The following is a 25,169-nucleotide window of genomic DNA, read 5'->3' as shown; positions in this document are numbered from 1 at the left end:
GTCACCGACACATAACACCATCGTGGGAACCCGGACGGTTAGCTGTACGACCTCTGAGTCATGACGGAAGCCACAGCAGTGCACGCCTCGGCTCTGGAGGGCGCGACCGCGTCGGTCTCGGGCACGAGCGCGGCCGCACGCCTGATGCGCGCGCATCTGCGCGCGCTGGGAGCGGAGGTCCACGACGGTTCCACCGAGAACGCGGCCGAGGCACTTGTCGTTCTGCGCAACGGTGATCGGCACGCGGTGACCGTGGACTGGGCCGGACCGGTGATGGTTCCCGGGCTGCACGACGAGGCGACCGTCCAAGCCGCGTGCGGTGTGATGCACGTGCACGGCAGGCGTTCCGGCTCACCGCGTGGCATCGGTGTCGACTACTGCGGCACGGCGGCGGGCGTGCTCGCAATGACCGGGTTGCTGGCCGCGGTCCTGCGGGGCGAACCACGCGTACGGACCAGTGTGGCCGAGGCGGCGTTGCTGACTGTCTCTCAGTACCTCGCCGCCGCAGGGGCGGACGAGGCCGAGGCGGTCGATCTGCGGCCCGGTGGCCCGCCGTTCGTCAGCGCGGACGGCGTGCGGTTCGAGGTCGAGGCGCTGGTGCCCGAGGTGTGGGCGGCGTTCTGGACCGCGCTCGGCACCGACAGCGCCGCGATCCGCGACGGCTGGAGGCCGTACCAGTTCCGGTATGCGACGGCGACCGCCCCGATCCCCGACGCACTGCACACGGCTACTCGTGCCGCCACATTCGCGAAGATCACCGGAGCCGCCACCGTCAGCGGCGCGAGCGTCTGCGCGTTGTACGGCCCGATCGAGCCGATCGCCACTCCGTGGCGCATCGAGCCCACCGAAGGCCGCGCTACGCGGAACGGTGCGGAACTCGTGGTCTACGAAGCAGGTCGGCGCATCCAGGCACCGATGGCCGCGCACCTTCTGGGTTTGCTGGGTGCCACCGTGATCCGGGTCGAGCCACCGGGCGGTGACCCGCTGCGCGGCATGCCGCCGGTGTGCCGGGACATCTCGGCCCGCTGGCTCGCGCTCAACCGCGGCAAGGGCGCCGTCGAGATCGACCTGAAGAACCCGGCTGACCGGCGGCGGCTGCGCGACGAGCTGGCGGACGCGGACGTGTTCCTGCACAACTGGGCGCCGGGCAACGCGGAGAAGTGGCGGCTCGCGGCGCCTGACCTGCCGGACGGCATCGTGTACGCCCACACCTCCGGCTGGGGTGGCGGTGATCTGCCGGACGTCCCGCTGGGCACCGATTTCATGGTCCAGGCCCGCACCGGTCTGGCCGAGCTCGTGCGTCCGTCCGATGAGGACCCCGCGCCGTCACTGATGACCCTGGTGGACGTGCTCGGCGGGCTGATCGGCGCCGAGGCGGTGCTGGTCGGCGTGCTCACCCGGCGGCTCACCGGCCGTGGCGTCGCCGTCGAGAGCAGCCTGCTCGGCGCCGCCGGCGCGTTGCTCGCCGGTGCGCGCGAACGACCGGCGCCGGGCTTCCGCGTCCCCGTCTGCGGCCGCATCGACGGCGTCGATGTGGTCACCGATCTCGCGGCACTGCCGGGTGATCCCCGCTTCGCCGCTGTTGTGGGCCGCGACGACCGCGGCTGTCCGGCACTCGGCTCCCCGTGGAGGTTTTCGTGACACTCGCCGCAACCGCCGCCGTGAAGCACTTGGCCGACCTGGTGCCCTACGAGGTCCGGCGTGGCTGGGCCGCCGAAGGTCTGTACCGCGACCGCGATCTGTACTCGCTGTTCCGCGAGCACGTGCTCGCCCGCCCCGGCCGCACCGCGATCGTCGACGCGGACGGCGAGATCAGCTACGCCGGGCTCGACCAGATGGCCCGCTCGCTCGCCGTGGGCCTCGCGGGCATGGGTGTGGAGCAGGGTGACGTCGTCGGCGTCCAGCTGCCCAACGGCAGACTGGCCTGCGCGTTCGACCTGGCGATCGCCGCGCTGGGCGCTGTCTGCCTGCCCTACCCGGTCGGTCGCGGCGACCGGGAGGCGGCGAGCCTGCTCAGCCGTTCCGGTGCGGTCGCCGTGGTGACCACGACGTTGCACGGCGACTACCCCTGCGCAGGGCGCACCCGCGCGCTGGCCGGTGAGCTGCCCGAGCTGCGGACCGTCATCGCGGCGGGCGACGGGCCGGTGCCTGCGGGCTGCGTTCCCGTGACGGCGTTGCTGGCTGCCGACCCCGCCCGGTTCTCCCCCGCTTCCCCCGACCCTGACGGTCCGGCGCGGATCCTGGTCACCTCCGGTTCCGAGGCGGCCCCGAAGATGGTCCTGTACTCGCACAACGCACTCGTGGGCGGCCGTGGCCGATTCATCGGCGAGCTGATCGGCGACACCCCGGAGTTGTGGAACTACGTGATGGTGCCGCTCGCTTCGTCCTACGGCAGCAACGGCACGTCGGTCACGCTAGCGGTGCACGGCGGCACGCTCGTGCTGCTGCCCAAGTTCGACGCGACCGCGGCGCTGGCGATGATCGAACGCGCCCGGCCGACGCACGTGCTGGCGGTGCCGACGATGCTGCGAATGATCGCCGACTCTCCCGAGCTCCACCGGTTCGACACCTCCAGCCTGCGGGTGATCGCGCTGGGCGGTGCCCCGCTCGACGCCACGACCGCCGCACGCGTCCGCGACACGCTCGGCTGCACGGTGGTCAACGTCTACGGCTCGGCGGACGGCGTCAACTGCCACACCGCGCTGAGCGACCCTCCCAGCCACGCCGACACCGCCGGCCGCCCCAACCCGGCCGTGGCCCGGCTGCGGATCGTGGACGACTCGCTGCGCGACGTCCCGCCCGGTGAGGTCGGCGAGATCGTCTCGCTCGGCCCGATGTCCCCGATGTGCTACGTGGGCGCACCCGAGCTCAACGAGCGCTACCGCACACCGGACGGCTGGGTGCGCACCGGCGACCTGGGCCGCATCGACGCCGACGGTTATCTGCACATCGTCGGGCGGCGCAAGGACGTGATCATCCGCGGTGGCCTGAACATCAGCCCCGCGGAGGTCGAGGCACTGCTCGCCACCCACCCCGCGGTGCGTGACGTGGTGTGCGTGCCGGTGCCGGACGAGGTGCTGGGCGAGCGGCTGTGCGCGTGCGTCGTGGCCAATCCGGCGCCGACGCTAACGGATCTGACCGCGCACTTGGCGGCGCAAGGCCTGGAGCCGCGCAAGTTCCCCGAACACCTCGTCGTGGTCGACGCGCTGCCGCTCGGCGCGGCAGGCAAGGTCGACCGCCGCGCCGTGCAGGACCTCGTCAGGCCTTGAGAGCCTTGGAGATCTCCTCGGCGTTGGCCTTGAAGACGCCGAGCCGACCTAGGTCTTCAGCACGAAATGACCAGCCGGATGAACTGTTTGTTGATGACCTGGCCACCGCTGAGAGCACCGTCCGGCATGTTCGCGCGGTAGGCCGTGATGGTCGGCTGAGCGGTGCGGTCCTCGCCCCAAGTACGGATTGCGGTGCACAGCCGTTCGGCGAGCTGCTCTCCGACAGGGCCGTAGCCGATCGCGTCGAGCTCCTAGCGCTTGTCCTGCGCGGCGGGCTCGGGGTTCTTCAACGTCATGTACGCCAGCGATTCTCCGTCGACGAGGGCGACGCTGCTGTACCGGAAGGCGGGCTTGGCCAGTCCGGCTTCCACAGCATCGTTCCCTGCGCAGAAGCGCACCGTTCCCGACTCAACCGCGGTGACCAGCGGCCAAATGAGGCGTCGGTTCGACATCAACCTGACTGAAAAGCGTTGTGGTGCAGGGCATTCGAGTCAGGACTTGCCGGGTGAACTCGTCGGTGAGCACCCGGAAGTCATCGCGGCCCCGCTGGGCCGGTGAACCACCAGCTCTGGTCGACCTGCAGTACGTCGGTCGCGGTGGCCAGTTCCTCGGTGTCGGCGTCCGTGTCGGGCGCCGGTTCTGGCGTTGTTGCCGCGAGCATTTCGGGGGTGATGACGGGCATCTCGATGGTGTCGAAGTTGTTGCCGGGCCAATCCCACGTGGTGCCGTCCTCGCTCCACTCCAGGTGCAGGGGTCGTCCTTCGGCGACGGCGTTCTCCAGCAGTTCCGGAACCGTTATGCCCCACTGGTTGCCCTCGCGGTAGGCGTGCTGAGCTGCCACGGCGCTCACCGCCAGCGGCTGCTGTCGTCCGCCTTCGCCCCGACCTTCTGCAGGCAGTCGTCGCAGAAGCTGCCGCTCGGTGACTTGTCCGCCTTCACGATGTCGAGCACCCGGCCGCACTCGGTGTCCACTGTGCCGCCGCCAGGACCGGTGCTGTCCCCGATCGCGTGGGTCAGATGGTCCAGCGGCGAGGTCCACCAGACGTGGCCGCTCACCGGTCTTCCTGGCGCGCAGCAACGCGAAGGCGAGCCTGCCCGCCGTAGGCCGGCAGGCTGGTTGCGCGGATCGACGCAGCAAGTCGGTCACGGGCGGCCAGCCAGCCCGGATCGGTGGCGAGCGATTCGAGTGCCCCGCTGCCACCGGGCGATCGAGCGGGATCGGCGTTGAGCAAGGACATGTTCGGAGTCTCCGTTCACGTACGGCGCGACCCGCATCCCCGAGGAAGAGGAATGCGGATCGCTGCTCGTAGGGCTCTGCGCCGGAAGGGCCGACCAGATCAGCACAGTGTCGGCGTCGAGAAAGGCGCAGGATGCGGTGGACGCGGTGTCACGGCCGGAGCGTCGGGGAGCAACCGGCCATGACACCGCAGCATGCGAACGGAAGATGAGGACCCGCGCGACCTGATGCCGCAACCTCGTCAACAGCAAAAATCCCACCTGGTGTCACCTCCCGTATCTGGAAAGTGACGCTAGGTGGGACCTTGGGTCGCTATTTCACAACTTGTGAACGGGCGGCGTGGATCACCCGGATGGGGCTACACCGACCCTGTAGGCCAGGCCGCGAAGGTCACGGCCGCCAGCCTCGCGCCGGGCCTGAGCGAGCAGGCCAGCCACGGACTCGCGGACGAAGACGTTGTTGCGAACCTTCTGCGGAGCCAACTTCTCCGCCTCCAGAAGTGCGGCGAGGCCCTGATCGCGATGCTTGCGCTCGGTCAGCAAGCCGCGGCCGACGTCGATCCAGAACTGGGCTTGACGCGACTTGGACACACCGGTTGGCCTGACGGTTGAGGCAATCTCGCGGACCTTCGCGCCCGCGCCGAGCTCAAGGCCGATGGAGACCTTCCAGATCCCGACGTTGGTGCGTCCGAAGTTGGTCTGCATCCACGGGCTGACATCCGGCTCGATCCGGTCCGCGAGCGCGGTGGCCTCTGCCAGGTGGGTCTGGGCGGTGTCGGCGTCTCCCCGCGACGCGCACGCCAGGGCCGCGGTGAGGTGCGCGAGGCCGTGAACCTCCACCCGCGCACCTGGAACCTGCGCGGTCTGCACAGCGAGGTCGTACTGGCGAGATCGGTTGGTGCCACTGATCAGCTGCGCGCGCTGGTAGGCGGCATACGACAGCCAGACCGGGTCGTCGAGCTCCTCGGCGGCCTCACGCATCCGTTCCACCGCCAGCACCGGCAGCCCAGCCACGCCGAGGTCGTGGGCGAAGTAGGCCACCGCCTTGTAAGTCGCGATGAGCCCCACCAGGGCAGCCGTACGCCGCTTCGGATCGCTCGCAGCGACGAGCAGGTCTCGGATCAGCGAAGGCAACAATGCGCCCTGGGCGGCGTAGTCGGCGTTGGGCCGCAGCGTGAGGTTGAGCAGGTCCAGTTCGGCGCTTACCTGCTGCCACGGCCGCGCCGGTGCGTCAGGCACCTCGCCGATCCGCCACGCGGTCATGGCGTCTTCGACCTCGAAGATGTGGCCGTGCGCCTCTTCGGAGGCCGCGTCAGTCGGCGCGTACGGTTTGCCGGTCAGCTCCGCCGGCGACACGCGCAGCGCGTTGGCCAGCGCCTCCAGCGTCGCCCGCTGGTTCACCGGCCGCAGGCCACGCTCGATCATGCTCAGGTAACTCGGCGCCATGCCCGCAAGCTGCGCTGTCGCGGTCAGACTCATTCCCCGGAACGAGCGGATCTCACGGACCCGTCGACCGACGTGGGTCCCGTCCACGGCCACCTGCCCCTCGTCGGAGACTCATGTCATCCGAGATACTCCCTCTGGTCGACGCCAGGAACAGTACCTCTCGGCGTACCAGGCTAGCTGCCGGCCGAAAACCACGAGTAACGATCGCTTCAGCAGCCGCCCCGTACTCGACGGGTCCCCGTCTTGCCTGCTCACACTGCCGCTCGGCGCGGCGGGCAGGTCGACCGCCGCGCCGTGCAGGACCTCGTCAGGCCTTGAGGGCCTTGGAGATCTCCTCGGCGTTGGTCTTGAAGACGCCGAGGAGATCGAGGTCCTCACCGGGGTAGTTCACGATCTTGACCTGCTTCGCGGACGAGCCGGGCAGCACGGTGCCGGTGGACATGTGCACGTTGTCGAACACCAGGTCCGGCTGTTTGCCCGACAACTCGGCGAGCTGCGCCGGGGTGACCGGCTGCGGGCCGAACGTGCCGACGATCTCGGCGCCCGTGATCGCGGCCATGTAGGCGACGAACGCGTGGCTGACCACCTTCGGCGCCCTACCGCCGGGGAACGAGCCGCTCACCTGCGTCTTGGCCTCGGCCAGCGTGCTGTCGAACTCCTTCAGCCACTCCTGCGCGGCGGGCGTCGTGCCGAGCAGCCCGGCCAGGCGCGTCACCTCGGCGCGCACCACTTCCGGCGCGTTCTCCAGCTTCACCGCTTCGACCTTCGCCGAACCGCCCGCGGCCTCCTTCAGCCTGGCCGCGAACCCCTCGAACTCCGCGTACAGCACGAGATCCGCCGTGGCGACCGCGGCGAGGTCGGACGGTTTGGGGTCGTAGTCGGCAGCGTGCGCCACGGTCGCCGGCACGACGACTTTCACGTCGGTCGCGCCCGCGGCTTTGGCCAGCGCGGCCTCCCACGCCGTCGCCGCCACGACCTTCTTGCCGGCCGGGGCCTTCGAGGCCGCGTTGGGCGTCTGCGCGCCGCCGCCACAGGCGGCCAGCGCGAGCAACGCGCCGATCGCGACGAGCTTGATCTTCACGGTTCAGGTTCTCCTCATCGGTAGCAACTGGGCGAGCAGGGCGATCACGCCGGCCAGCAGGACGAGCACCGGACCGGGCGGCTGGTCCAGCGCGAGTGCGAGCAGCAGTCCGGCAACGGCCACGACGAGTCCGATGACGATGGACGCGACGACCATGCCGGTCAGTCCGCGGCCGATGCGCCGCGCGGCCAGCGCGGGCAACAACGTCAGCGCGTCCACGAGCAGCGCGCCGGTGAGTTTGACGGCTCCGGCGATCGACACCGCGATCACCACGAGCAAGGCCATCGTCAACGGACCGGTGCGCACGCCTGAGCAGGCGGCGAGTTCCCGGTCGTGCAACAACAACGACAAATCTCTGCGACGCCACCAGAACAGCGCGGGGATCGCCACCGCCAGCCCCCCGAGCACAACGAGGTCGACCGGCCGGGTCGACAGGATGGATCCCCACAACAGCTCGAACGCACCGTTGGCGTTCACACCGGAAACCGACAACACCAGCAGTGCGACGGCGATCGCGAGGCTCATCAGCAAGCCCATCGCGCCGGACAGACCAGCCGGGGTCGTGGCGAACGGCGCGAGCCCACCGCCCGCCAGCGCGCACAGCACCAGCGCCCACAGCAACGGATCCGTGCCGGTGAGCAGACCTGCGGCGCTGCCCAGCAACGCCACGTGCATGATCGCGAAGCGCACCGGGTAGATGTCGAGTCCGACGATCAGCACCCCGACCGGTGGCAACGCGATCGCGCCGAGCAGCAGGCCGAAACCCGCGCGCTGCACCGGAACCAGCGCGAGCAGCTCCGCGATCACGCGACTTCCCGCAGACGTCCGGCGGCCATCTCCACCACGCGGTCGCACGCATCGGCCACCGCGCGGTCGTGGGTGGCGACCACGAGCGTCACCGGCAGTTCGGTGAGCACCGCCGCGGCTTCCTCCTGCCCGGCGAAGTCCAGTGCGGCGGTGGGTTCGTCGGCCAGCAGCATCCCGGCACCCGCCGCCACGGCACCGACCGCGCGGGCGAGCCACGCCCGTTGCGCCTGCCCGCCGGACAGGGTGTGCACCCCACGCGACTCGAGCCGTGCCAACCCCAGACGTGCGGCCGCCTCACGCGCGGCCGCACCGTCACCGCTGCTGTCGAGAAGTTCGCCCAGCAGCAACGGGAACCGGCCGGTCGACCGCAGCTGCGGAACCCACGCCACCTCGCCACGCCGCCTGCGCCACTGCGCCGAGGTCCCCGCCCGCCGGCCGCCGACCTCGATCACCCCGTCGGAGACGGGCTGGAATCCCAGGACCGCACGCAAAAGGGTCGACTTGCCGGAGCCGTTGGTACCGATCAGGGCGACTCGAGAGCCCGCGGGCACGTCGAGGTCGACGGAGTGGACGGCAGGATGCCTGCCGTAGCGGCAATGCACTCCCTCGAGCAGCAGGGACAACGCGGTCACGTGCCACAGGTCGTTCACCCTGCCGGGATAGTTCCCGGCGAATCTCAGCCGACTTCGCTGGCATCTTGCCCGGCGGCCCTGACCAGGTCCTCACGCGCCCGAGCGACGCGCGAGCGGATCGTCCCGATCGGGCATCCCACCACCTGCGCGGCCTCGGCGTAGCCCAGCCCGAGCACCTGGGTGAGCACCAGCGCCTCGCGCCGGTCCGCGGCCAGCCCGTCGAGCAGCACGTTGAGCTCGACGGCTTCGGTGAAGCCGGACGACGTGCCCTGCCCGCGGTCCGCCGCCTGCACCCAGTCGACCCCCGGCGAGACACGGGGCCTGGACCGGGCCATCCTCACCTGGTCGACCACCACCCGCCGGGCGATCGACAACAGCCACGTCCTCGCCGACGACCTGCCCTCGAAGTGCCGCAGGCTCGGCAACGCGCGCAGGAACGTCTCCTGGGCGAGATCGTCCGCCACGCCGACGTCCGCGAGGTGGGCGACGAACCGCCACACGTCGCGCTGAGTCGCCCGCACGAACCGCTCCAGGGCGTCCCGGTCACCCCCGCGGGCCTGCAACGCCCAGCGGGTCACCTCGTCATCGGCGGAGTTCACGGGGCCGAATCGTAACGGCCACGTCTTCGGGAACTCACCGGCCATTCGGACCGACCGGTGGAGCGTGTCCGGCCGAATCGTGCGTGAAGCGCTCCCTGCCAGCCTTGACGGTGAGCGCGCACCCGTGTGCGCCGAGGCGGACGCGCACACCGGCTGTGCCGAGCGGCCCGTCCACGCACACCGCTTCTCCGGCGACGACGGCTCGAGCGCACCACCCGGCAGTCGAGAGGGTGGGCCGCGGGCCCGGCACGCCGCCGCTCGCAGATCGCCGGGAACCAGGCAGGCCGCATGACCGACAATGTCCACGTGGACTGCAGCACCTGCCGTGAAGCCCTGTCCGCGCGACTCGACGGGGAAGACGAAGGCGTGCCCGCCGACCGGGTGGACGCGCACCTGGAGACGTGCGCGGACTGCCGGGAATGGCGCGAAACCGCCACCGCGCTCACCCGCACCCTCCGCGTGCGGCCGGCGACCCCGGTGCCGGACCTGGCAGCGGAGATCCTTGACGCGGCGCCGCCGATCGTCCCGCCCGCGCCACGAGGCTGGCTGCCCCGGACGTTGCTGGGCGGCGTCGCGATCGCCCAGCTGACCCTCGGCGTCGCCCAAGTGCTCGGCACCGGCGCGTCCCCGCACGGCGCCCACGCCACCGGTGTCGACAGCAGCCACCTGTTCAACGAGAGCACCGCCTGGAACCTGGCACTGGGCCTCGGCCTGCTCTGGGCGGCGCTGCGCCCCGCCGCGACCGCGGGCCTGCTGCCCGTCACCGCCGCGTTCGTCGCCGTGCTCATCCCCTACTCGGCCAGCGATCTGCTCACCGGCGCAGCCACCGCGGGCCGCGTCCTGTCCCACTCGCTGCTGCTCGTCGGCCTCGCCCTGCTGGCTCTCGTGCACTTCCGCGACCGAGGCCCCGGCGGTCGCACACCGGTGCGGGACAGCGACTCCACCGACATCACCGGCTCACCCGACTCCCCTCGGCGCGCCGACCAGCCCGGTCCTCGCCGCCGCATCCGGCTGCGGCCGGTGAGCCGGCGCCACGCGGCCTGACCGCTCAACCGACGTGAGGGCACCCGGATGACCTCCCGTCGCACGGCCGCGGCTCTGCTGCTGGAGTTCATGACGCCCGGCTCGTCCTGCTTGGGCCTCGATGTCGCCGCGCAACACCGCCGCCGGACCGGGCAGGTCCAGGAAACCCAGTTCCGGCCTCGGCCTCGGCACCGAGGACCTCGGCAGGATCTTCGACCGGTTCTACCGCGCGGACACCTCGCGATCACTACCCGGCTCCGGGCTCGGCCTGGCCATCGTGGCCGGCATCGCCGAAGCCCACGGCGGAACCACCTTCGCGAGGAACCGGACAGGAGGCGGAGCGACGATCAGCTTCACCATCGCCGCCGGCCGCCTCCTGCATGATCGCTGACCTCGCCGAAAGCCGTTGCCGAAGTTTCCTGTCCGCATGCTCCGGCGCCCACGTCGGCCGCATTGCACGTCAGGCCATTATTCTCCGGACAAAGAGAGCGCTCTCATTACTATGCGATCATGTGGCACCGTGAACCGTTACGAGCAATTCCGCCAGGCAGCGACCAGTCAGGGCATACCGGACGACGAGATCGACACGTTCGCGGATCAGCTCCGATTCGCCGTCTGGCTGAGCGGCGCACGCGCCGGCGAGAGGATTGTCGGCCGGGAGGGAGGGCTGCCCCGGTTACCGGTGGGCACGAAATGGCCGACCGACGGGGACGGGTACGCGTTGCCGTTCATCGCTTCCATCGACTGTGCGGCCCTTCCGCGGGCCGAAGGTCTTCCCCTGCCGGCGGACGGCTCACTGCTGCTGTTCCTGCAGCACGAGGAAGACGTGCTGGATCCCTTCAGCTCTGACGAGCAGCCGGAGCACGCGCGGGTTCTGCACGTCCCGGCAGGCACGGAGACGGCAGTGGCGCCGTTGCCTCCCGAACTGGAGGGGACGAACAGTGACGGCACGCCGCTTCTCATCCCCGAGCGCGAGCTTTCCGCGTGGGTCGAGGCGGATCTCCCGGATTGGATGGGAGAAACCGATGAGCTCGAAATGGAGTTCCGGCCGGACTACGTGAAGCAGGTGTTCGACGGCCTGAAGCACTTCGACCAGCTGTGTGACGTCGTGGACGGTCTCTGGCCGGGGCCCGGCAACCGGATGTCCACGATCCGCATCGGTGGGCACTGCATGGAGATCGGCGGCAGCGACAGCCCGTGGCACGAGATGGCGACCGCGAACCTCAAGAACCGACCTCAGGCCGGCCTCGACCACGCGGACACGAAGACCCTCTCCCCGATCGAGGCGGAGGAGCACCGGCTGATCCAGCAGTGGGCGCCACTCGCCCAGTTCTACACCCAAAGCGATGTCCACTACGGCTGCTTCCTGATCAGCTTCGAGGACCTCGCGGCCCAGCGCTTCGACCGGATGCGCTCGTTCACCATGTTCTCCGAATAGGTCCTCCGGCACACGCGAGTCGCCGGGCCGGTGCCGCGAGGCTCCGGACCCGCGTGCATCCGATTGGCCTCGGCTCCGGCTGACCCGCCCGTCACGCGAAGGCCGCGCCGATGGCGTCGCCGATCTCGTCCAGCACGTCGCGCGAGATCCGGACGTCGCGGGTGAAGGGCAGGAACGCGTGGGGCACGCCCTCAACCGCTCGGTGCGTCACCGGCACACCAGCCCCGCGAAGGGCATCGGCGTACCGGATTCCCTGGTCGCGCAGCAGGTCGAGCTCAGCGGTGACGATGAACGCAGGCGGGAGTTCGGCGAGGTCCTCCGCGTGCGAGTGGTGCGAACGCGCCGCCGTCCGCCTGGATGCGGTGCACTGCGCTGGAGGCTGTGAGATCGGCTCGCTCGCGAGCGAACTGTCGGACATCGACCCCTTGGTCCGCCTCGGTCTGGCTTCCGGTTTCGCCGCGTGGCAAGCAGCGATCGAATCCGGTCTCGCCCGCATGCGCGAGCGCGGCGACCTCGGAGCCGACGAGGACGTTCCGGCGCTCGCGGTCGCGCTGCTGGCCGCCATCCAAGGCGGCATGCTCCTATCCCAGGTGAACCAGGACGCGACCCGTACCGCTGAGCGGTCAACGTCGTCATCGACCACATCGCACACCACGTCGCGGCGGCTCGAGCTCCGCGGTCCACCGAGCACTGAACACCGGCCGGTCAGCTCCAGCGGAGAAAGTGGAATCCGGACCGTCCGTGCACACACTCCCCGTCATCGACCACGAGTCAGAGCCGAACTTCTCACAATCCCGTTGACGCCGATAACGCTCGGACATGAAGAAACGGCATTGGTACCACAGACCTCAGGGCTCACAGACTGGGCGCACCCCTGCCACTGCCCCGAGAGGTTTGCCCATGGCTGTGCGGATTCGACGAACGTTCTCGTCGACCACCCTGTCGCTCTGCGGTCTGTCGTTGTGCTGTTCACTCCTGAGCCCCGCTGTCGCCCACGCCGACGACACGATCGGCTCCGACGGCTACGTGCACGTCGCGCCCAACGGTGTCGTGCTCGGCGTCGACCCCTACTACCCCACCGACGGCAACGGTGGCTACGACGTCGGCGACTACACAGTCGACCTGTCCTACGACCCGGCCTCTCGTTTCCTCAACGCCAAGGCCTTCGTCACGGCCACCACCACGCAACGCCTCAGCCGGTTCAACCTGGACTTGCGCGGTCTCACCGTGACCGCGGTGAAGGTCAACGGTGTGCCTGCGTCGTTCGTCCGGGCGAAGGCCCACGAGCTGGTGATCACGCCCGCCACCGAGCTGGCGGCGGACACGTCGTTCACCGTGGAGGTCGTCTACTGCGGCCGTCCGCAGCCGGAGTACACCCCCGGCCGGGGCCTCACCGGGTGGCGCACAACGCGGTCGGGCGGCGCGGTCGCGGCCGGGGCACCCCACTCGGCGAGCACGTGGTTCCCGGTCAACGACACCTCGGCGGACAAGGCGACCTTCCACCTCAACGCCACGGTTCCCACCGGGTGGGGTGTGGTGTCGACCGGGGTGCGCAAGGCCGTCCGCGGCGGAACCCACAGCTGGGCGGAGGAGGTGCCCGTCACGCCGTCCGCCACGATGATCGCCGTCGACCGGTTCACCGTCCGCGAGTCCACGCTCCCGGGCGGCACCTCCGTGTTCGACGCCTTCGCGTCCGGCGCCGACCCGGCACTCGCAAGGAAACTGCCTGCGGTGATGGAGTTCCTCACCGGCAAACTGGGGCCCTATCCCCTGCCGTCCACCGGTGGGGTGTACCTGTCCGAGTGGCTGACCCACTCGCACCCCTCCCAGGGCAGGCCCGTGCACGGCGTCGCCGCGGACGAGTCGGCCCTGGTGCAGTCCTTGGCATCGCAGTGGTGGGGCAACCAGCTCGCCATCAAGATGTGGAAGGACCAGCCGATGGTCGAGTCGTTCGCCCGGTACGTGGTGTGGTTGTGGAACGAGGCGAACGGCGGTCTCGCCGTGGAACAGCGCTATCAGGACGTGCTGCGCAGGGTGGGTGCCGACCCGCGGTTCTGGGGGCGGGAGCTGGCCGATCCCGGCGCAGGACGGGAGTTCTCCGTCACCGACAAGGGTGTGCTGATGGTGCACGCGCTGCGCAAGCACATCGGCGACGACAAGTTCTTCATGGTGCTGCGGGACTACCCGGAGATCGCGACGCTGTTGAACCAGGGCTGGCACGACTGGGAGCTCTACACGGCGGCGGTGGCGGACAAGGACCTCACAGCGTTCCACGAGGCCTGGGTTCACGGAACGACCCTGCCACCGGCAGAGCTCCGCTGACGGTTCCGGCGGCGGTGTGTTCCTCCTGTCCTGGAGGGACACACCGCTTCGTCAAGCCAGGTAACGGGAGTAGACCGGCGAGGCCTCGCACTCGAGCCGGTAGGCCAGCGCGGCGTCCGCGAGGACGTCGCGAGCCACCGGCGCGATCTCGCTCTCCCGGTGCCACACGAGCAGGAACCTGCGCGACAGCGCGTCCTCCGCGAGGAGCCGGGCGACGACCTGCTGGTGCCCTTCGCACGCCGCCTGCGACAACCCGACGGCGCCGTTGCGCACCGCCGCCACGGTCATCCCGAACGACTCCGAGACGTACTGCACTCGGGGAGCGAAACCCTTGCGGCGACAGGACCTGTGGAAGTACTCGTGGAAGCGCGACGAGTCGGGTGGGGGCAGCACCCACTGCTCGTCGGCCAGCTGTTCCAGGGCGATCACCTTGTGCCGGGCCAGCGGGTGGTCCTCGCGCAGCAGCACCAACGTCCTGTCGTGCGCCACCACCGCGAAGTCCACCGACGCGGGCACGACCGCCTCGAATTCGGGGTAGTCCTTGACCACGCCCACTTCCAGCCGCCGCTGCGCCACCATGTCCACGACCAGGTCCCGGCACTCGCTGTCGAACAACGACGCGGCCGGCCCGTGCGGCCGGTGGCTGCCGACGATCGCAGGTAGGTGGCACAGGACCGGCGAGCAGACACCGCCCACGCGCACGATCTCGGAGGGGCTGGTGCGGACCTCGATGTCCCGCGCCAGCCCCTCCATCATGGGCAGCACCGCGCTGATCCGGTCGAGCAGCAGTTCACCGGTGGGTGTCGGCATGACCGGCGCTGTGCTGGAGCCGCGGTCGAACAGCCGCTGCCCCAACGCGTTCTCGAGGCGCTTGAGGTTGCCGCTGACGGCGGGCTGGCTGATCCCGAGCCGCACCGCCGCTTCGGACAGGCTGCCGGTCTCGCCGATCGCCCGCACGAGCTTGAGGTGGTGGACGTCGAGCTCCATGCCATCACTTCCCCATCAGCGATGAGTGTCGACCGGGGATCGCGGCGGGCGCATGATGCCGACCGTCCTGCCGATCGCAGCGTACAACGCGAACGCGACCACGACGGAGTTGATCGTCGGGATGCCGAACGGCACCAGGAAGCCGACTGCGGCTCCGGCCGCCCAGCACACCAGCGAGGCCGGGACCCAGTCCGGCGAGGCGGTCGGCAGCTCCCCTCGCGCGCGCGAGGTCTCCAGCTCCGCGCGCCAGGTGCGCACCACGAAGTACTCGGCGATCATGATGCCCGCGACCGGTGGTGTGATCACCCCGACCCAGGTGAGGAACACGGTGAAGTGGCCGAGGATCCCCAGAGCCGACAGCAGGGTGCCCAGGGTGCCCAGCCACAGCGTCGCGGTCGATCTGCTGATCCTCCTGCCCAGCAGCACGTCGACCGTGGTCACCAGGCCGAGGGACGCCGAGTAGAGGTTCCAGTCGTTGATCTTCAGGATCGCCGTGACCATGATCAGCGTGCCGATCGCGCCCGAGCTTGACATGATCACGCCGACCACGTCGGCGCTGTGGGCGGCGTGCGCGAGCAGCACCCCGGTCAGGCCGATCAGGTACTCGCCGAGGGTGACGCTGATCAGCGTCTGCTTCACCACGTCGGAGGGGCGCCGGTTGAACCTCGTCATGTCGGGGGTCATGACGGCGCCCATGATGAACGCGCCCGCGACCAGGGTGGTGCCCTGGGCGAGGCTCAGCGCCGGGCCGGGCGGGGCCGTGCCGACCAGGTCCGCAAGCTCGTGCCGCTGCAGCTCGGAGACGATCGTCCAGCCGGTCAGCAGCAGGAACGCGGGCACGGTGAGGTAGGCCGTCCACGCCATGGTGTGGAAACCCGCCACGACGATCACGGTCACCGCGATGCCGCCGAGGACCGCCCACGCCCAGACCGGCGGCCCGCCCATCAGCCGGTGCAGGCCCTGCGCGAACACTTCGTTCTGCACGCCGAACCAGCCGGCGAGGCTGAGCGTCACGAGCAGGCCCACCAACGCGGACCCGCGTGCCCCGAATCCCGCCCAGCGGGCCAGCACGGACGTCGAGACGTTCTCCCGCACGCCCGCGATCCCCATCAGGATCGTGACGATCTCGAGCATCACCGACCCGAGCGTGATCGCGAGGACCGCGTGCCAGAACGTCATCCCGAGTCCGAGCGTGGCACCGAGGAGGAACTGGTGGAACGCCGAGACCTGCCCGAACCGTTGCACGGCGACGGAGACCCACGACCTCCGGGCCTCGGCGGGGAGCCTGCTCAGCGAGTAGTCGTCGTGGGCCACCGTCAGACCGCCTCTTCGTGAGGCGTCAGCACGACGAAACCCTGTGCGGGGTTCGGCTGCCAGGCCAGTTCCCTGGCGTACAGGCGTTCCAGGAACGCCACCCTCTGGTGGTAGGCGAACACCGAGCTGTCGACGCCCGCGATCGCCGGGGTGTCGATGAACATCGGCAGCTCCGCGAGGAAGTACCGGACGGCGGACCTCAGCTGGTCCTCGGTGGGTGACTGGCCGTCCGGCAGACGTCGGTCGAGCACCCAGCGGGTGGCCTCCAGGCACTCCGCGGCGAAGGCGCCGTCGGTCATGAACCGCGCACCCGCGTCGCGGAGCAGTTCGCGGTACGTGTCGTTGCGGGCCAGAGCAGCGCCGTCGAGCAGGTGCTCCTCCGGTTCCGGCACGCCGACGTCGCGCAGGGCGCGGCAGATCTTGTTCACCACGTACTGGCCCTGCCGTCCGGCCTTGCGCTGCGCACGGCCGGGTTCGTAGCCGAGCGCCTCCAGGGTGTACACGGCCGCGTGGTCGGGCACGAAGAAATGGAACCGCTCGAATTCCCGCATCGCCCAGCGGGCGAGCGCGGTGATGCGTTCCACCGAAAAATAACTGTTGAACGGGCTCACACCGATGCACACGTGCCTACCGCTCCGCAAAGGGGTGACACAATGCTCGGTCAGCGGAGTTGTCAACAACACTGTCGACTCCGAAGTCATATTCACAGGGGCAGGGAAATCCGGATTCGACCACTATCGGCAGAAGCAGAACCGGCGGGTACTGCCGGAAGGTCATGCCGTCGGCTTATGCGTCCTACGCCCGAACATCCTGCTCCGTTCGGCGCCGAACCGCTGACAGAACGCGTTCGGCCGTGTCTGATGAGTGACATGGAGCTCCAGGTCCGCCATCTGCGGGTGCTCGTGGCCATCGCACGAGCGGGCAGCCTCAACCGGGCCGCCGGCGAGCTGCGACTGGCCCAGCCCGCCCTCAGCCACCAGCTGCGCCGCATCGAGCAGCTGGTGGGCGAACGGCTCTTCGACCGCGGTCCGCGCGGCGTGCGCCCGACCCGGATCGGGGAGCTGGTGCTCGCCCGCGCCGAGGCGATCATCCCGGCCTTCGACGAGCTGGACCGGGACTTCCGCCTGCAGCAGCCGTCCTCCGGTGGCCTGCGGATCGGCTGGAACGACAGCAACCTCGTGCCCGGCCTGTTCGGATGCCTCGAGCGGCTGCTGCCGGACCACGAGCTCACCAGCCGCGCGGACCTGTCGCACAGCAGGCTGGTCACGCAGGTCGCCGGCGGGTGCGTCGACCTCGCCGTGGCGATGATCTGCGGTCCGCGGTCGCTGGTCGTGCCGGACGGGGTGCGTGCCGAGCGGGTGGTCGTCGAGCCGTCGTTCGTGGCGCTGCCGCAGCGGCATCCGCTGGCCGCCTCAGCCGTCGTCGAGCTGGGCGCCCTGGCACAGGAGCGGTGGATCGTGTCCAGCTGTGGCGACGGCTGCCGGGTCGTGTTCCGCGAGATGTGCCTGGCACACGGGTTCACCCCACGCATCGCGCACGACGTCGACGCGCTGCGGCACCGCCTCGTGTCCGGCGAGCACGGGGTGTGCCTCGTGCAGCCGACCACGCCGGAACCTCCCGGCATGGTGATCCGGCCGCTCGCCGGCGACCCGATGAAGGTGCAGCACCTGCTGCTCTGGCGCGCGGACCACCCGCTCGGCGACCGGTTCACCACCGTGCACCGCGCCGCCGTGACCGTCTACGAACGGCTCGTCGCGCAGAACGACCGCTATCGCGGATGGCTGGATAACGGCGCGGCATAGCGCGCTGGCAGTGGGCGTGAATCCCTGGCCCGGCCACACTCGGAATCAGCGCGAACACTGCGCGAACCGTGCCGGAAAGGGGTCACTTCGATGTTGCCGTTGATCTCCCGAGAGGAACTCCGAAAAGGAATCGACGCGGGCACCCTGGTAGTGGTCGACACCATGCCCGCGGGCTACTACGAGAAAGAACACCTGCCCGGCGCGGTGAACATCCCCGGATTCCCCTACGAACAGGCGGCCGAGTTCACCGACCGGCACGCACCCGACGTCCTGCCGGACAAGGCCGCCGAGATCGTCGTCTACTGCGCCAACGTGCCCTGTCGCAACAGCGAACTCGTAGGGGCCCGGCTGCTCCGGCTGGGTTACTCGAACGTGCGCAAGTACCGCGAGGGCATCGAGGACTGGGTCGGTGCCGGCCTCGCCACGACCTCCGGCTGAGCGCCGACGGGTGTCCGTATTTTCCCCTGCGTACCGAGGAGTTTCGATGTCCCTGCTCAAGAACTGGCTGCGCGCCGGCGTCGCCGTCGTGGCGCTCCTGGCCTCGACGCTGCTGCCCGCGGCAGCCCAGGCCGCTCCGACGGCCGGCTCGAACATCCGCGTCAGCGCGGAGAACGTCGTCGCGGTGACGTCCGCGAACTACCAGCAGGTGATGGAGGTGTCCAAGACCAAGCTGGTCGTCCTCGACTTCGGCGCCTCCTGGTGCCCGCCCTGCCGCCAGCTCAAGCCGGTGATCGAGAAGCTGGCCGCGGAGTACAACGGCCGGATCCTGGTCGGCATGGTCGACGTCGACGTCAGCCGTGACCTCTCGTCCCGCTACCGCATCCAGTACCTGCCCACGCTGGTGCCGGTGCGCAACACCGCGGAGCTCCCGGGCTCCCGCATGATCGGGTTCAAGGGCGAATCCGCGCTGCGGACGTGGATCGACGCCCAGCTGGCCAAGGGCTGAACCCGGTCCGCCGCCCCGGCACGGGTGTCCTGCTCCCGTGCCGGGGCGGTTCTCACGTGAGAGGAATCCCTTGTCCCAGAACAGGCTGCCGTGGCGGGCGCTGCTCGCACTGACCCTGACGGTGCTGCTCGGCTGCCTTTGCGAGGTGCTGCCAGCGGGGTTGCTCCTGGGCATGTCGGAGGAACTGCGGGTGTCCCCGGCCGCCGCCGGACAACTCGTGACCGTCTACGCGGTCACCACCGCGGTCACCGCGATCCCGTTGACCGCGCTGACGTCCCGCCTGCCTCGCAAGCGCGTGCTCCTGGCGCTGGTGCTCGGGTTCGTCGTGACGAACCTCGCGATCGCGGTGTCCCCTGGTTACGGTGTGGTGCTGGGCGCACGGGTGGTCTCCGGCGCCATCACCGGCGTGATGTGGTCCCTGGTGGCGGTGTACGCGATGCGGATCGCACCGCCGGGGCAGGCCGGCCGCGCGCTGGCGATCGCGATGACAGGCACCCCCGTCGGCTTCGCGGCGGGGGTGCCCGCCGGCACGGCTCTCGGTGAACTGGTCGGCTGGCGCTGGTCGTTCGCGGCCATGGCGGCGATCGCCGTGCCGTTGCTGTGCTGGATCCTGCTCGTGGTGCCGGCGGTCACGACCGAGCCGGCGCAGCCGACGCGACATGCCTTGCCGAAGTTGCGTCAGATCCTGGTCGTGGTGTTCGTGTACTCGTTGGCACACAACATGCTCTACACGTACATAGGCCCGGTCCTCGCTCGATTGGCACAGGAAAGGTTGCTGACCACGGCGCTCCTCGTCTTCGGCATCGCCGCCGTGGGTGGAATTCTCGCAGTGGGATCCACAGTGGACCGCAGTCCTCGTGGAGTGCTGGGCTGGTGCCCGTTGCTGACCGCTGCCGGCATGGTGCTGCTGGCGGTGTCCGACGACGCAGCCACGACACTGATGGCCTGCGCGGTGTGGGGTCTGGCGTTCGGTGGTGCTCCCACGGCGTTCCAGTCGGTCACAGCTCTGATCGCGGGACGAGACGCGGATCGAGCTCAGTCGCTGACCATCGCGGCCTGGAACGGCGCGGTGGCAGGGGGTGCCGCGGTGGGAGGAGTGGTGCTGGACACCGCGGCACCCGCGTTGGCCTGGACGGCCGCGGCACTGATGGTCGTGCCGTTCTGGGCCGCGCTCCGGCTTCCCGCCGCCGTGGGGCGCAACGTGTCCACAGGATCCTGATGGAGGATCCACGGCCATCTCCGGTGGCGGTGAGCGACTCCTCCCCCACTCGGGACTCGCGAACCACTCCATCGTGTCGTAGTCCGACGTTTGATCCGGCAGTACGGTCGAAACGAGGACGGCCGCCTCTCCTACCAACTCAAGGTGACGACGGTGAGTGAGGGGTTCGGTCATGGCTGTGGACGTGCTCGACCTGTTGAAGGACGGGTTGCCGGAGAGTTCGGCGCCGAAGCGCCGGGTCGTGGTGGTCGGTGCCGGAATGGCGGGCTTGACGGCCGCCTTGTTGCTCAAGGAAGCCGGGCACGAGGTCACCGTCCTGGAGGGGCAGAACCGGTTGGGTGGGCGCGTCCTCACCCACCGCGGGTTCGCGGGCGACATGTACGGCGAGTTCGGCGCGATGCGCTTCCCGGAGCAGCACCCGCTGGTGCAGTGGCTCATCAAGGACAGGTTCGGCCTCGCGACCAAGCCCTTCCCGATGTACGACGAGGACACGTTCATCTACCTGCAGGGCAAAGGTGTGCGGCGGCGCGACTTCGACGCCGGCTCGTTCAGCTTCGACCTGTCGGCGGCAGAGGCTGGCAAGACGCCGCACGAACTGCTCCGGCACACCGTGCAGCCGCTGATCGACGTGATGGAGAGCGAGGGCCCGGACAGGGCCTGGCAGAAGATCCTCGTCGACTACGACAAGTACACGCTGCTGGGTTACCTCAAGGAGCGCGGACTCGGTGACGGCGCGCTGTCCATGCTCGGCCCGCTGTTCAACCTGGAGGGCCGCTACCACTTCTCGCTCGTCGAGTGGTTCTCCCACTACTACGAGGACGTCTTCGGCGATCTCGTCTACATCGTGGACGGAGCCGACTCGCTGCCGCGCGCGTTCGAGCCGTACCTGATGGACGACATCCGGCTCGGCGCGCAGGTGCACGGCATCGACCAAGACGAGAACGGAGTGCGCGTGCACTACCGCTCGGGCCGTCGATCGCACACCGTCACTGCGGACGAGGTGGTGGTGACCGTGCCGTTCGCGGCCCTGCGGCACATGGAGATCCAGGGCCTCGACCCCGACAAGTGGTACGCGATCCGCAACACCTACTACGGCCGCGCGCACAAGCTGTTCATGCAATTCAGCGAGCGGTGGTGGGAGAGCTCGTACGGCATCACGCACGGGCTCACGGTGACCGACCTGGCCATCCGCAACATCGTCTACCCGCCGGCCGGCCAGGACACCCGCTACCGCAAGGGCGTGATGATCGCGTCCTACTGCTGGGAGCAGGACAGCATGCCCTACACGCCGCTCGCCGGCGAGGAGAGCGTGCAGCAGGCGCTGGAAGACCTGGTCAAGATCCACCCGGAGGCGCGGGACACCTTCGAGTTCGGCGTCTACAAGGACTGGGCGCTGGACTGGTACGCGTGCGGCATCGGCCCGCTGTTCCGCGCGTTCGAGATGAGCGAGGGCTTCTACGAGGACGTGGTCCGGCCGGTGGGCCGGGTGTGGTTCGCCAACGACGCGTGCGACCGCCGTCACCGCCGCTGGGTGGAGGGCGCGCTCAAGGCCGCGGTGAAGAACGCCTTCGCCATCCACGAAGGCATGCGCGACGAAATGCCCTGGAAGGACTAGCCCGGCAGCTGCCGTACGTCGTGGAGGGCCGTGCCGGCGCGGTCCTCCGGCCAGCCCGGCGGGGCCGTGCGCGAAGCTGAGCAACGTGAACGGCCCGCTCATCGCCGGATGCGCGCCGGCTGTGTTCGGCATGATCTTGATGGAGACCGCGCTTCGCCACTGGCGGGAAAACTCGAAACAACGCAGCTCAGTCGGCGCGATCAAGCCCTGCAGACGGCTCGTACCCACTGGGCCGACCACTCTCCGGCCGGATCGCGCCGATGTCGGCGGCCGCTCCAGTCACCCGAGGAAAGGTGTTCGGACAGTTGCGATATCCGACGTCGCCAGAGGTGCCACGCCAGGAAGACGTGATCCGGCGGTTGCCGGCACAGCACGCTGAACAGATCCGCCCAGCCGCGGTACCGCCCCGGGCGGCAGGCTGCCCGGAGACATCCGCGTGCTGACCCCGGATCACCTCGTGCACGCGCTCCACGTCGCGGCCGCGACCGCTGGTGCGATCGGCGCGGGGAAGGTCGGCGGCTTCGTGGCGCGTCGGGTCCGGCAACCCGAGGTGATGGGCGAAATCCTGGTCGGGCTGCTCATCGCACCGGTTGCCGCCCACGTGCTCGGCGCGGGAGTGATCCACGCACTTCTGCCCGACCGCGTCCTTTCCGGCCTCACGGTGGTCGCGGAGGTCGGCCTCGCGTTGTTCCTCGTCGGCGTGGCGCACGAACTGCGGGAGGGCTTGGCCCGGACACCTCCTGGCACGGTCGGCTGGGTGGCCGCGGGCGGCTTCCTGCCGGCGGTGACCGCCGGCCTGCTGCTCGCGATCTGGGTGATGTCCGTCGAATCCCCTCACGTTCGCGGCACCGCGCCGGCCTCCGCGTTCGTGGTGATGATCGCCGTTTCGCTGACGGTGACAGCGGTGCCGGTCCTGGCGCGCATCCTCGTCGAACGCGGGATGACGGCGACCGCGACCGGGAGGCTCGCGCTGGCTTCGGCGATCGTGGTCGACGCCGGGGCGTGGCTGGGGCTGGCGCTGGCGGTCGGGTTGGCCACCGGCGACTCCGTGGGGCTGGTGCGCTCGGTGGCGGTGCTGGTCGGCGCCGGGGCCGTGGCGCTCGGGGTGCGGCGCCTGCTGGGCGCCAGGCGCGTCAGCGAGTCGTGTGCGCGGCGCCCCGTCGCCTCCGCCGTGCTCGTCGCCGCCGTGGCCCTGGGCCTGGCGCTCGGCGTCGGGTACGGCGGCATGACGTCCGTCCTGGGCGCGGTGCTGGCGGGGCTGGCCGTGCCCGCGGCGGGGCGGTGGACGTTCGCGGTGGCCGGGGTGACGGCGGTCGGCCGAGCGCTCGTACCGGCCTTCTTCGTGGTCACGGGCATCGCGGTGCTCGGCGGTGGTCTCGCCGGCACCACGATGTCGCTCGTCGTGACCGCGATCGTGCTGGGGGTCGCCGGCAAGATCCTCGGTGGCTATGCGGGCGCACGTCTCGCCGGGCAGCACCCCTGGTCCGCGCTGCGGATCGGGTGCCTGCTCAACACCCGCGGCCTGACCGAGCTGATCGTGCTGCGAGCCGGCCTGAACGCCGGTCTCCTGACGCCGCCGATGTTCCTGGCGCTGCTCGTGATGGCCTTGGCGACCACCGCGATGACCGGCCCGTCCCTGACGCTGGTCGACCACGTCGAACGTCGTTCCCGACGACAGCGCGCAGGACGGCGGGAAGAGGGCGGGTGACCGGCCGGTGCCGGAGCGGTGGCCCCGCACCGGCACCCGTCCTCACGACCGCGCGACCGGGCGTCAGTGCCCCTGGTGGGCGAGACCGAGCCGGGGTTCCGTGACCACGTACAGCCCGGGAGGCCGCACCTGGCCTGGAGAGGGGAAGCCCATCTTCCCCGAGTTGAACAACTTGAACCTGGCCTGGGTGAGCTCGTCCTGGCCGACCGGCGTGGACGCAGCCGCCGGAGCCGAGGGCTCCCTGCGCACCTCGACCATGTGCGAATGGGCTCTGGCCACCGCTTCCAGCGCGACCTCGAGGGTCACCTTGGCGTCCCGCAGGTCCTCGATGCCGGAGACGATGTCGGTGAACGCCTGCTTCATGTCGGCGTCACTGCAATCCCGCCGGGTGAGGCGTTGCGCCTCCCAGAAGTAGGACTCCTTGCCCTGGTACTGCTGGTACAGGTTCGAGATGACCAGCAGGTAGCGGAGATACGCGTTCCGGTAGGTCTCGTCGTAGTGGTCCGCCGCGGCCTGCTCGGTGACCTCGCCCCGCACGGTGCTGGCCAGGCAGGCCGCGGCGAGCGTCGCGCTGTACATCGCGAGGTGCACCCCCGTGGAGAGCAGGGGATCCAGGAAGCAGGCGGCGTCCCCGGACAGGAAGTAGCCGGGACCGGAGAAGCGGTCGGCGGTGTAGGAGTAGTCCTGTTCGACGCTCAGCGGCGAGATCCGTTCCGCGGACGACAACAGGTCGGCGACGAGCGGACACTCCTCGATGCCCGCGCGGTAGATCTCTTCGAGGTCGAGCCCGCTGTCCCGCTTCGCCTTGAAGTCCGTCGTGTGCGTCACCAGGCCGACGCTGAGCCGGTCGTCGTGGAGCGGGATCCCCCAGAACCAGCCGTGGGGAACGGAGCAGATCGCGATAGCGCCCCTGGGGCCTGTGGGAAGCTTCTTCGCGCCGGACCAGTATCCCCAGACGGCGACGTTCTTGAAGGTTTCGTGGAAACGGCGCGTGCGCAGGTGGCGATTCGTCATGACACCCGCCCGGCCGGATGCGTCGATCAGGTAGTCGAATTCGATTTCCCGTTCGTCGCCGCCCCTGTCGGTCGAGGCCCACACGGCTGATCGTGGCCGGTCGCCGTCGAAACCCAGCCGCTTGACCTCCACCCCTTCCATGACGTTCACGCCCTGGCTCTTGGCGTGTTCCAGCAGGAGGTGGTCGAAATCGGCGCGGGTGACCTGGTACGAATAGTCGGCCTCCCAGCCCGGGAGGTCACCGAAGGTCACGTCCCACGACTCGTGCCCCCATTCGAAGTGACCTCCGCCCTTGAACTGGAAGCCGAACGCGTCGATCTTCTCCCGCGCACCGAGCAGGTCGAGGACGGGCAGCAGGGCCGGGAGGAGTGATTCGCCGATGTGGTAACGCGGGAAGACCGCCTTCTCCATGAGGGTCACATCGAGCCCTTCGCGGGCCAGCAGGGTGGCGGCGGTCGACCCCGCCGGGCCACCACCGATCACCAGAACGCGTACTGCACCGGACATGGTCATTCGATTTACCCCTAATGGGTAGACGGTCAAGGGCGCACTCGGGGCAGCGGCGACTCGCCGCACGACGGCGATTGGTTCGCCAACGCGGTGCCCGTCCGAGGCATTCCATTCGAGCCGACCGTTCTGGTGCGACTCCGTCATCAGGTATAGCCCCGTCCTCCAGGGCCAACAATGCTGTACCCCTGATCGTGGAAAACC

At 69.7% G+C, this 25,169-nt stretch carries 25 protein-coding genes and 1 pseudogene; 13 read left to right on the top strand and 13 right to left on the bottom strand.

The annotated features are described in order from the left end of the window. The first annotated feature begins 60 nt into the window (after window positions 1-60). Window positions 61-1,641, top strand: a complete 1,581-nt coding sequence (locus L6E10_RS35730; protein WP_236224584.1) for a CoA transferase — start codon at window positions 61-63, stop codon at window positions 1,639-1,641. Continuing rightward, window positions 1,638-3,269 carry a class I adenylate-forming enzyme family protein gene (locus L6E10_RS35725; RefSeq protein ID WP_236224583.1) on the top strand — a complete coding sequence of 544 codons (1,632 nt, stop codon included), beginning with the start codon at window positions 1,638-1,640 and terminating at the stop codon, window positions 3,267-3,269. Before L6E10_RS35730 ends, L6E10_RS35725 begins: the two co-directional genes overlap by 4 nt. Before the next feature lie 532 nt (window positions 3,270-3,801). Here the strand turns inward: L6E10_RS35725 and L6E10_RS35720 are convergent. The 8 genes from L6E10_RS35720 to L6E10_RS35685 all read right to left on the bottom strand — a co-directional run bounded on the left by L6E10_RS35720 (window position 3,802) and on the right by L6E10_RS35685 (window position 9,115). Further along, window positions 3,802-4,110: a hypothetical protein gene (locus tag L6E10_RS35720; protein WP_236224582.1), complete on the bottom strand. Its 309-nt coding sequence runs from the start codon at window positions 4,108-4,110 to the stop codon at window positions 3,802-3,804. 5 nt (window positions 4,111-4,115) lie between these two features. After that, entirely contained in the window at window positions 4,116-4,325 is a 210-nt protein-coding gene (locus L6E10_RS35715; protein ID WP_236224581.1) for a hypothetical protein, read from the bottom strand. Further along, complete coding sequence (locus L6E10_RS35710; RefSeq protein WP_236224580.1) at window positions 4,322-4,507, bottom strand: hypothetical protein; 186 nt, start codon at window positions 4,505-4,507, stop codon at window positions 4,322-4,324. Before L6E10_RS35710 ends, L6E10_RS35715 begins: the two co-directional genes overlap by 4 nt. A gap of 343 nt (window positions 4,508-4,850) precedes the next feature. Continuing rightward, entirely contained in the window at window positions 4,851-6,044 is a 1,194-nt protein-coding gene (locus L6E10_RS35705) for a helix-turn-helix transcriptional regulator (protein WP_308102945.1), read from the bottom strand. Between the two features lie 214 nt (window positions 6,045-6,258). Further along, window positions 6,259-7,032, bottom strand: coding sequence for a metal ABC transporter substrate-binding protein (locus L6E10_RS35700; protein ID WP_236224579.1), 774 nt, complete (start codon window positions 7,030-7,032; stop codon window positions 6,259-6,261). Between the two features lie 3 nt (window positions 7,033-7,035). After that, a complete protein-coding gene (locus tag L6E10_RS35695; protein WP_236224578.1) occupies window positions 7,036-7,839 on the bottom strand; it encodes a metal ABC transporter permease in 804 nt (267 codons plus the stop codon). Beyond that, window positions 7,836-8,489, bottom strand: a complete 654-nt coding sequence (locus L6E10_RS35690) for an ATP-binding cassette domain-containing protein (protein WP_236224577.1) — start codon at window positions 8,487-8,489, stop codon at window positions 7,836-7,838. Before L6E10_RS35690 ends, L6E10_RS35695 begins: the two co-directional genes overlap by 4 nt. Window positions 8,490-8,515: 26 nt before the next feature. Beyond that, complete coding sequence (locus tag L6E10_RS35685) at window positions 8,516-9,115, bottom strand: sigma-70 family RNA polymerase sigma factor (RefSeq protein WP_374237595.1); 600 nt, start codon at window positions 9,113-9,115, stop codon at window positions 8,516-8,518. A 243-nt stretch (window positions 9,116-9,358) separates the two neighbouring features. Here L6E10_RS35685 and L6E10_RS35680 point away from each other — a divergent pair, with 243 nt between their 5' ends. From L6E10_RS35680 to L6E10_RS35670, 3 genes are all read left to right on the top strand, one after another. After that, window positions 9,359-10,114 (top strand): zf-HC2 domain-containing protein, encoded by a 756-nt coding sequence (locus tag L6E10_RS35680; protein WP_236224575.1) that lies wholly within the window; start codon window positions 9,359-9,361, stop codon window positions 10,112-10,114. 100 nt (window positions 10,115-10,214) lie between these two features. After that, entirely contained in the window at window positions 10,215-10,484 is a 270-nt protein-coding gene (locus L6E10_RS40535) for a sensor histidine kinase (protein WP_308102944.1), read from the top strand. A gap of 129 nt (window positions 10,485-10,613) precedes the next feature. Further along, window positions 10,614-11,531, top strand: coding sequence for a DUF1963 domain-containing protein (locus tag L6E10_RS35670; protein WP_236224574.1), 918 nt, complete (start codon window positions 10,614-10,616; stop codon window positions 11,529-11,531). Window positions 11,532-11,622: 91 nt separating this feature from the next. Here the strand turns inward: L6E10_RS35670 and L6E10_RS35665 are convergent, their stop codons facing one another. Beyond that, window positions 11,623-11,949, bottom strand: coding sequence for an alpha/beta hydrolase (locus tag L6E10_RS35665; protein WP_236224573.1), 327 nt, complete (start codon window positions 11,947-11,949; stop codon window positions 11,623-11,625). On the opposite strand from L6E10_RS35665, the pseudogene L6E10_RS41325 reads away from it, so the two are divergent. Both L6E10_RS41325 and L6E10_RS35660 read left to right on the top strand, forming a co-directional pair. Continuing rightward, a pseudogene (locus L6E10_RS41325) lies at window positions 11,894-12,085 on the top strand (TetR family transcriptional regulator C-terminal domain-containing protein); the annotation flags it as partial. The gene L6E10_RS35665 and the pseudogene L6E10_RS41325 overlap by 56 nt on opposite strands. Before the next feature lie 346 nt (window positions 12,086-12,431). Next, complete coding sequence (locus L6E10_RS35660) at window positions 12,432-13,853, top strand: M1 family metallopeptidase (RefSeq protein WP_236224572.1); 1,422 nt, start codon at window positions 12,432-12,434, stop codon at window positions 13,851-13,853. Window positions 13,854-13,904: 51 nt separating this feature from the next. Here the strand turns inward: L6E10_RS35660 and L6E10_RS35655 are convergent, their stop codons facing one another. The 3 genes from L6E10_RS35655 to L6E10_RS35645 are packed head-to-tail and all read right to left on the bottom strand — an operon-like array spanning window position 13,905 to window position 16,855. Beyond that, window positions 13,905-14,840, bottom strand: a complete 936-nt coding sequence (locus L6E10_RS35655; RefSeq protein ID WP_236224571.1) for a LysR family transcriptional regulator — start codon at window positions 14,838-14,840, stop codon at window positions 13,905-13,907. A 15-nt stretch (window positions 14,841-14,855) separates the two neighbouring features. Continuing rightward, window positions 14,856-16,154: a cytosine permease gene (locus tag L6E10_RS35650; RefSeq protein ID WP_236224570.1), complete on the bottom strand. Its 1,299-nt coding sequence runs from the start codon at window positions 16,152-16,154 to the stop codon at window positions 14,856-14,858. A 2-nt stretch (window positions 16,155-16,156) separates the two neighbouring features. Then, on the bottom strand, window positions 16,157-16,855 hold the full coding sequence (locus L6E10_RS35645; RefSeq protein WP_236224569.1) for a tRNA-dependent cyclodipeptide synthase: 699 nt from the start codon (window positions 16,853-16,855) through the stop codon (window positions 16,157-16,159). Between the two features lie 168 nt (window positions 16,856-17,023). Here L6E10_RS35645 and L6E10_RS35635 point away from each other — a divergent pair, with 168 nt between their 5' ends. From L6E10_RS35635 to L6E10_RS35610, 6 genes are all read left to right on the top strand, one after another. Further along, window positions 17,024-17,956, top strand: coding sequence for a LysR family transcriptional regulator (locus L6E10_RS35635; RefSeq protein WP_275677282.1), 933 nt, complete (start codon window positions 17,024-17,026; stop codon window positions 17,954-17,956). A 90-nt stretch (window positions 17,957-18,046) separates the two neighbouring features. After that, a complete protein-coding gene (locus L6E10_RS35630; RefSeq protein WP_236224568.1) occupies window positions 18,047-18,394 on the top strand; it encodes a rhodanese-like domain-containing protein in 348 nt (115 codons plus the stop codon). 46 nt (window positions 18,395-18,440) lie between these two features. Further along, window positions 18,441-18,902, top strand: a complete 462-nt coding sequence (locus L6E10_RS35625) for a co-chaperone YbbN (RefSeq protein ID WP_236224567.1) — start codon at window positions 18,441-18,443, stop codon at window positions 18,900-18,902. 70 nt (window positions 18,903-18,972) lie between these two features. Further along, a complete protein-coding gene (locus tag L6E10_RS35620) occupies window positions 18,973-20,121 on the top strand; it encodes an MFS transporter (protein ID WP_236224566.1) in 1,149 nt (382 codons plus the stop codon). 172 nt (window positions 20,122-20,293) lie between these two features. Further along, window positions 20,294-21,736: an FAD-dependent oxidoreductase gene (locus L6E10_RS35615; RefSeq protein WP_236224565.1), complete on the top strand. Its 1,443-nt coding sequence runs from the start codon at window positions 20,294-20,296 to the stop codon at window positions 21,734-21,736. A gap of 436 nt (window positions 21,737-22,172) precedes the next feature. After that, complete coding sequence (locus tag L6E10_RS35610) at window positions 22,173-23,444, top strand: cation:proton antiporter (protein WP_236224564.1); 1,272 nt, start codon at window positions 22,173-22,175, stop codon at window positions 23,442-23,444. A gap of 63 nt (window positions 23,445-23,507) precedes the next feature. On the opposite strand, the gene L6E10_RS35605 is transcribed toward L6E10_RS35610, so the two are convergent. Continuing rightward, window positions 23,508-24,965, bottom strand: a complete 1,458-nt coding sequence (locus tag L6E10_RS35605) for an NAD(P)/FAD-dependent oxidoreductase (protein ID WP_236224563.1) — start codon at window positions 24,963-24,965, stop codon at window positions 23,508-23,510. Window positions 24,966-25,169: the final 204 nt, after the last annotated feature.

Source organism: Lentzea sp. CC55 (assembly GCF_021056325.1).
In the GTDB taxonomy this organism is placed as follows: domain Bacteria; phylum Actinomycetota; class Actinomycetes; order Mycobacteriales; family Pseudonocardiaceae; genus Lentzea; species Lentzea jiangxiensis.
The sequence above is the reverse complement of the archived record's forward strand: the minus strand, read 5'-3'. Positions and strand labels throughout refer to the sequence as shown.

What these genes read in the sequence shown, in the direction of transcription:
- L6E10_RS35630 (WP_236224568.1), top strand. Translation starts at nt 18,047, where the DNA reads ATGTTGCCGTTGATCTCCCGAGAGGAACTCCGAAAAGGAATCGACGCG.
- L6E10_RS35710 (WP_236224580.1), bottom strand. Translation starts at nt 4,507, where the DNA reads ATGTCCTTGCTCAACGCCGATCCCGCTCGATCGCCCGGTGGCAGCGGG.
- L6E10_RS35635 (WP_275677282.1), top strand. Translation starts at nt 17,024, where the DNA reads ATGGAGCTCCAGGTCCGCCATCTGCGGGTGCTCGTGGCCATCGCACGA.
- L6E10_RS40535 (WP_308102944.1), top strand. Translation starts at nt 10,215, where the DNA reads ATGTCGCCGCGCAACACCGCCGCCGGACCGGGCAGGTCCAGGAAACCC.
- L6E10_RS35680 (WP_236224575.1), top strand. Translation starts at nt 9,359, where the DNA reads ATGACCGACAATGTCCACGTGGACTGCAGCACCTGCCGTGAAGCCCTG.
- L6E10_RS35605 (WP_236224563.1), bottom strand. Translation starts at nt 24,965, where the DNA reads ATGTCCGGTGCAGTACGCGTTCTGGTGATCGGTGGTGGCCCGGCGGGG.
- L6E10_RS35645 (WP_236224569.1), bottom strand. Translation starts at nt 16,855, where the DNA reads ATGACTTCGGAGTCGACAGTGTTGTTGACAACTCCGCTGACCGAGCAT.
- L6E10_RS35660 (WP_236224572.1), top strand. Translation starts at nt 12,432, where the DNA reads ATGGCTGTGCGGATTCGACGAACGTTCTCGTCGACCACCCTGTCGCTC.
- L6E10_RS35685 (WP_374237595.1), bottom strand. Translation starts at nt 9,115, where the DNA reads ATGGCCGGTGAGTTCCCGAAGACGTGGCCGTTACGATTCGGCCCCGTG.
- L6E10_RS35665 (WP_236224573.1), bottom strand. Translation starts at nt 11,949, where the DNA reads ATGTCCGACAGTTCGCTCGCGAGCGAGCCGATCTCACAGCCTCCAGCG.
- L6E10_RS35730 (WP_236224584.1), top strand. Translation starts at nt 61, where the DNA reads ATGACGGAAGCCACAGCAGTGCACGCCTCGGCTCTGGAGGGCGCGACC.
- L6E10_RS35655 (WP_236224571.1), bottom strand. Translation starts at nt 14,840, where the DNA reads ATGGAGCTCGACGTCCACCACCTCAAGCTCGTGCGGGCGATCGGCGAG.
- L6E10_RS35625 (WP_236224567.1), top strand. Translation starts at nt 18,441, where the DNA reads ATGTCCCTGCTCAAGAACTGGCTGCGCGCCGGCGTCGCCGTCGTGGCG.
- L6E10_RS35615 (WP_236224565.1), top strand. Translation starts at nt 20,294, where the DNA reads ATGGCTGTGGACGTGCTCGACCTGTTGAAGGACGGGTTGCCGGAGAGT.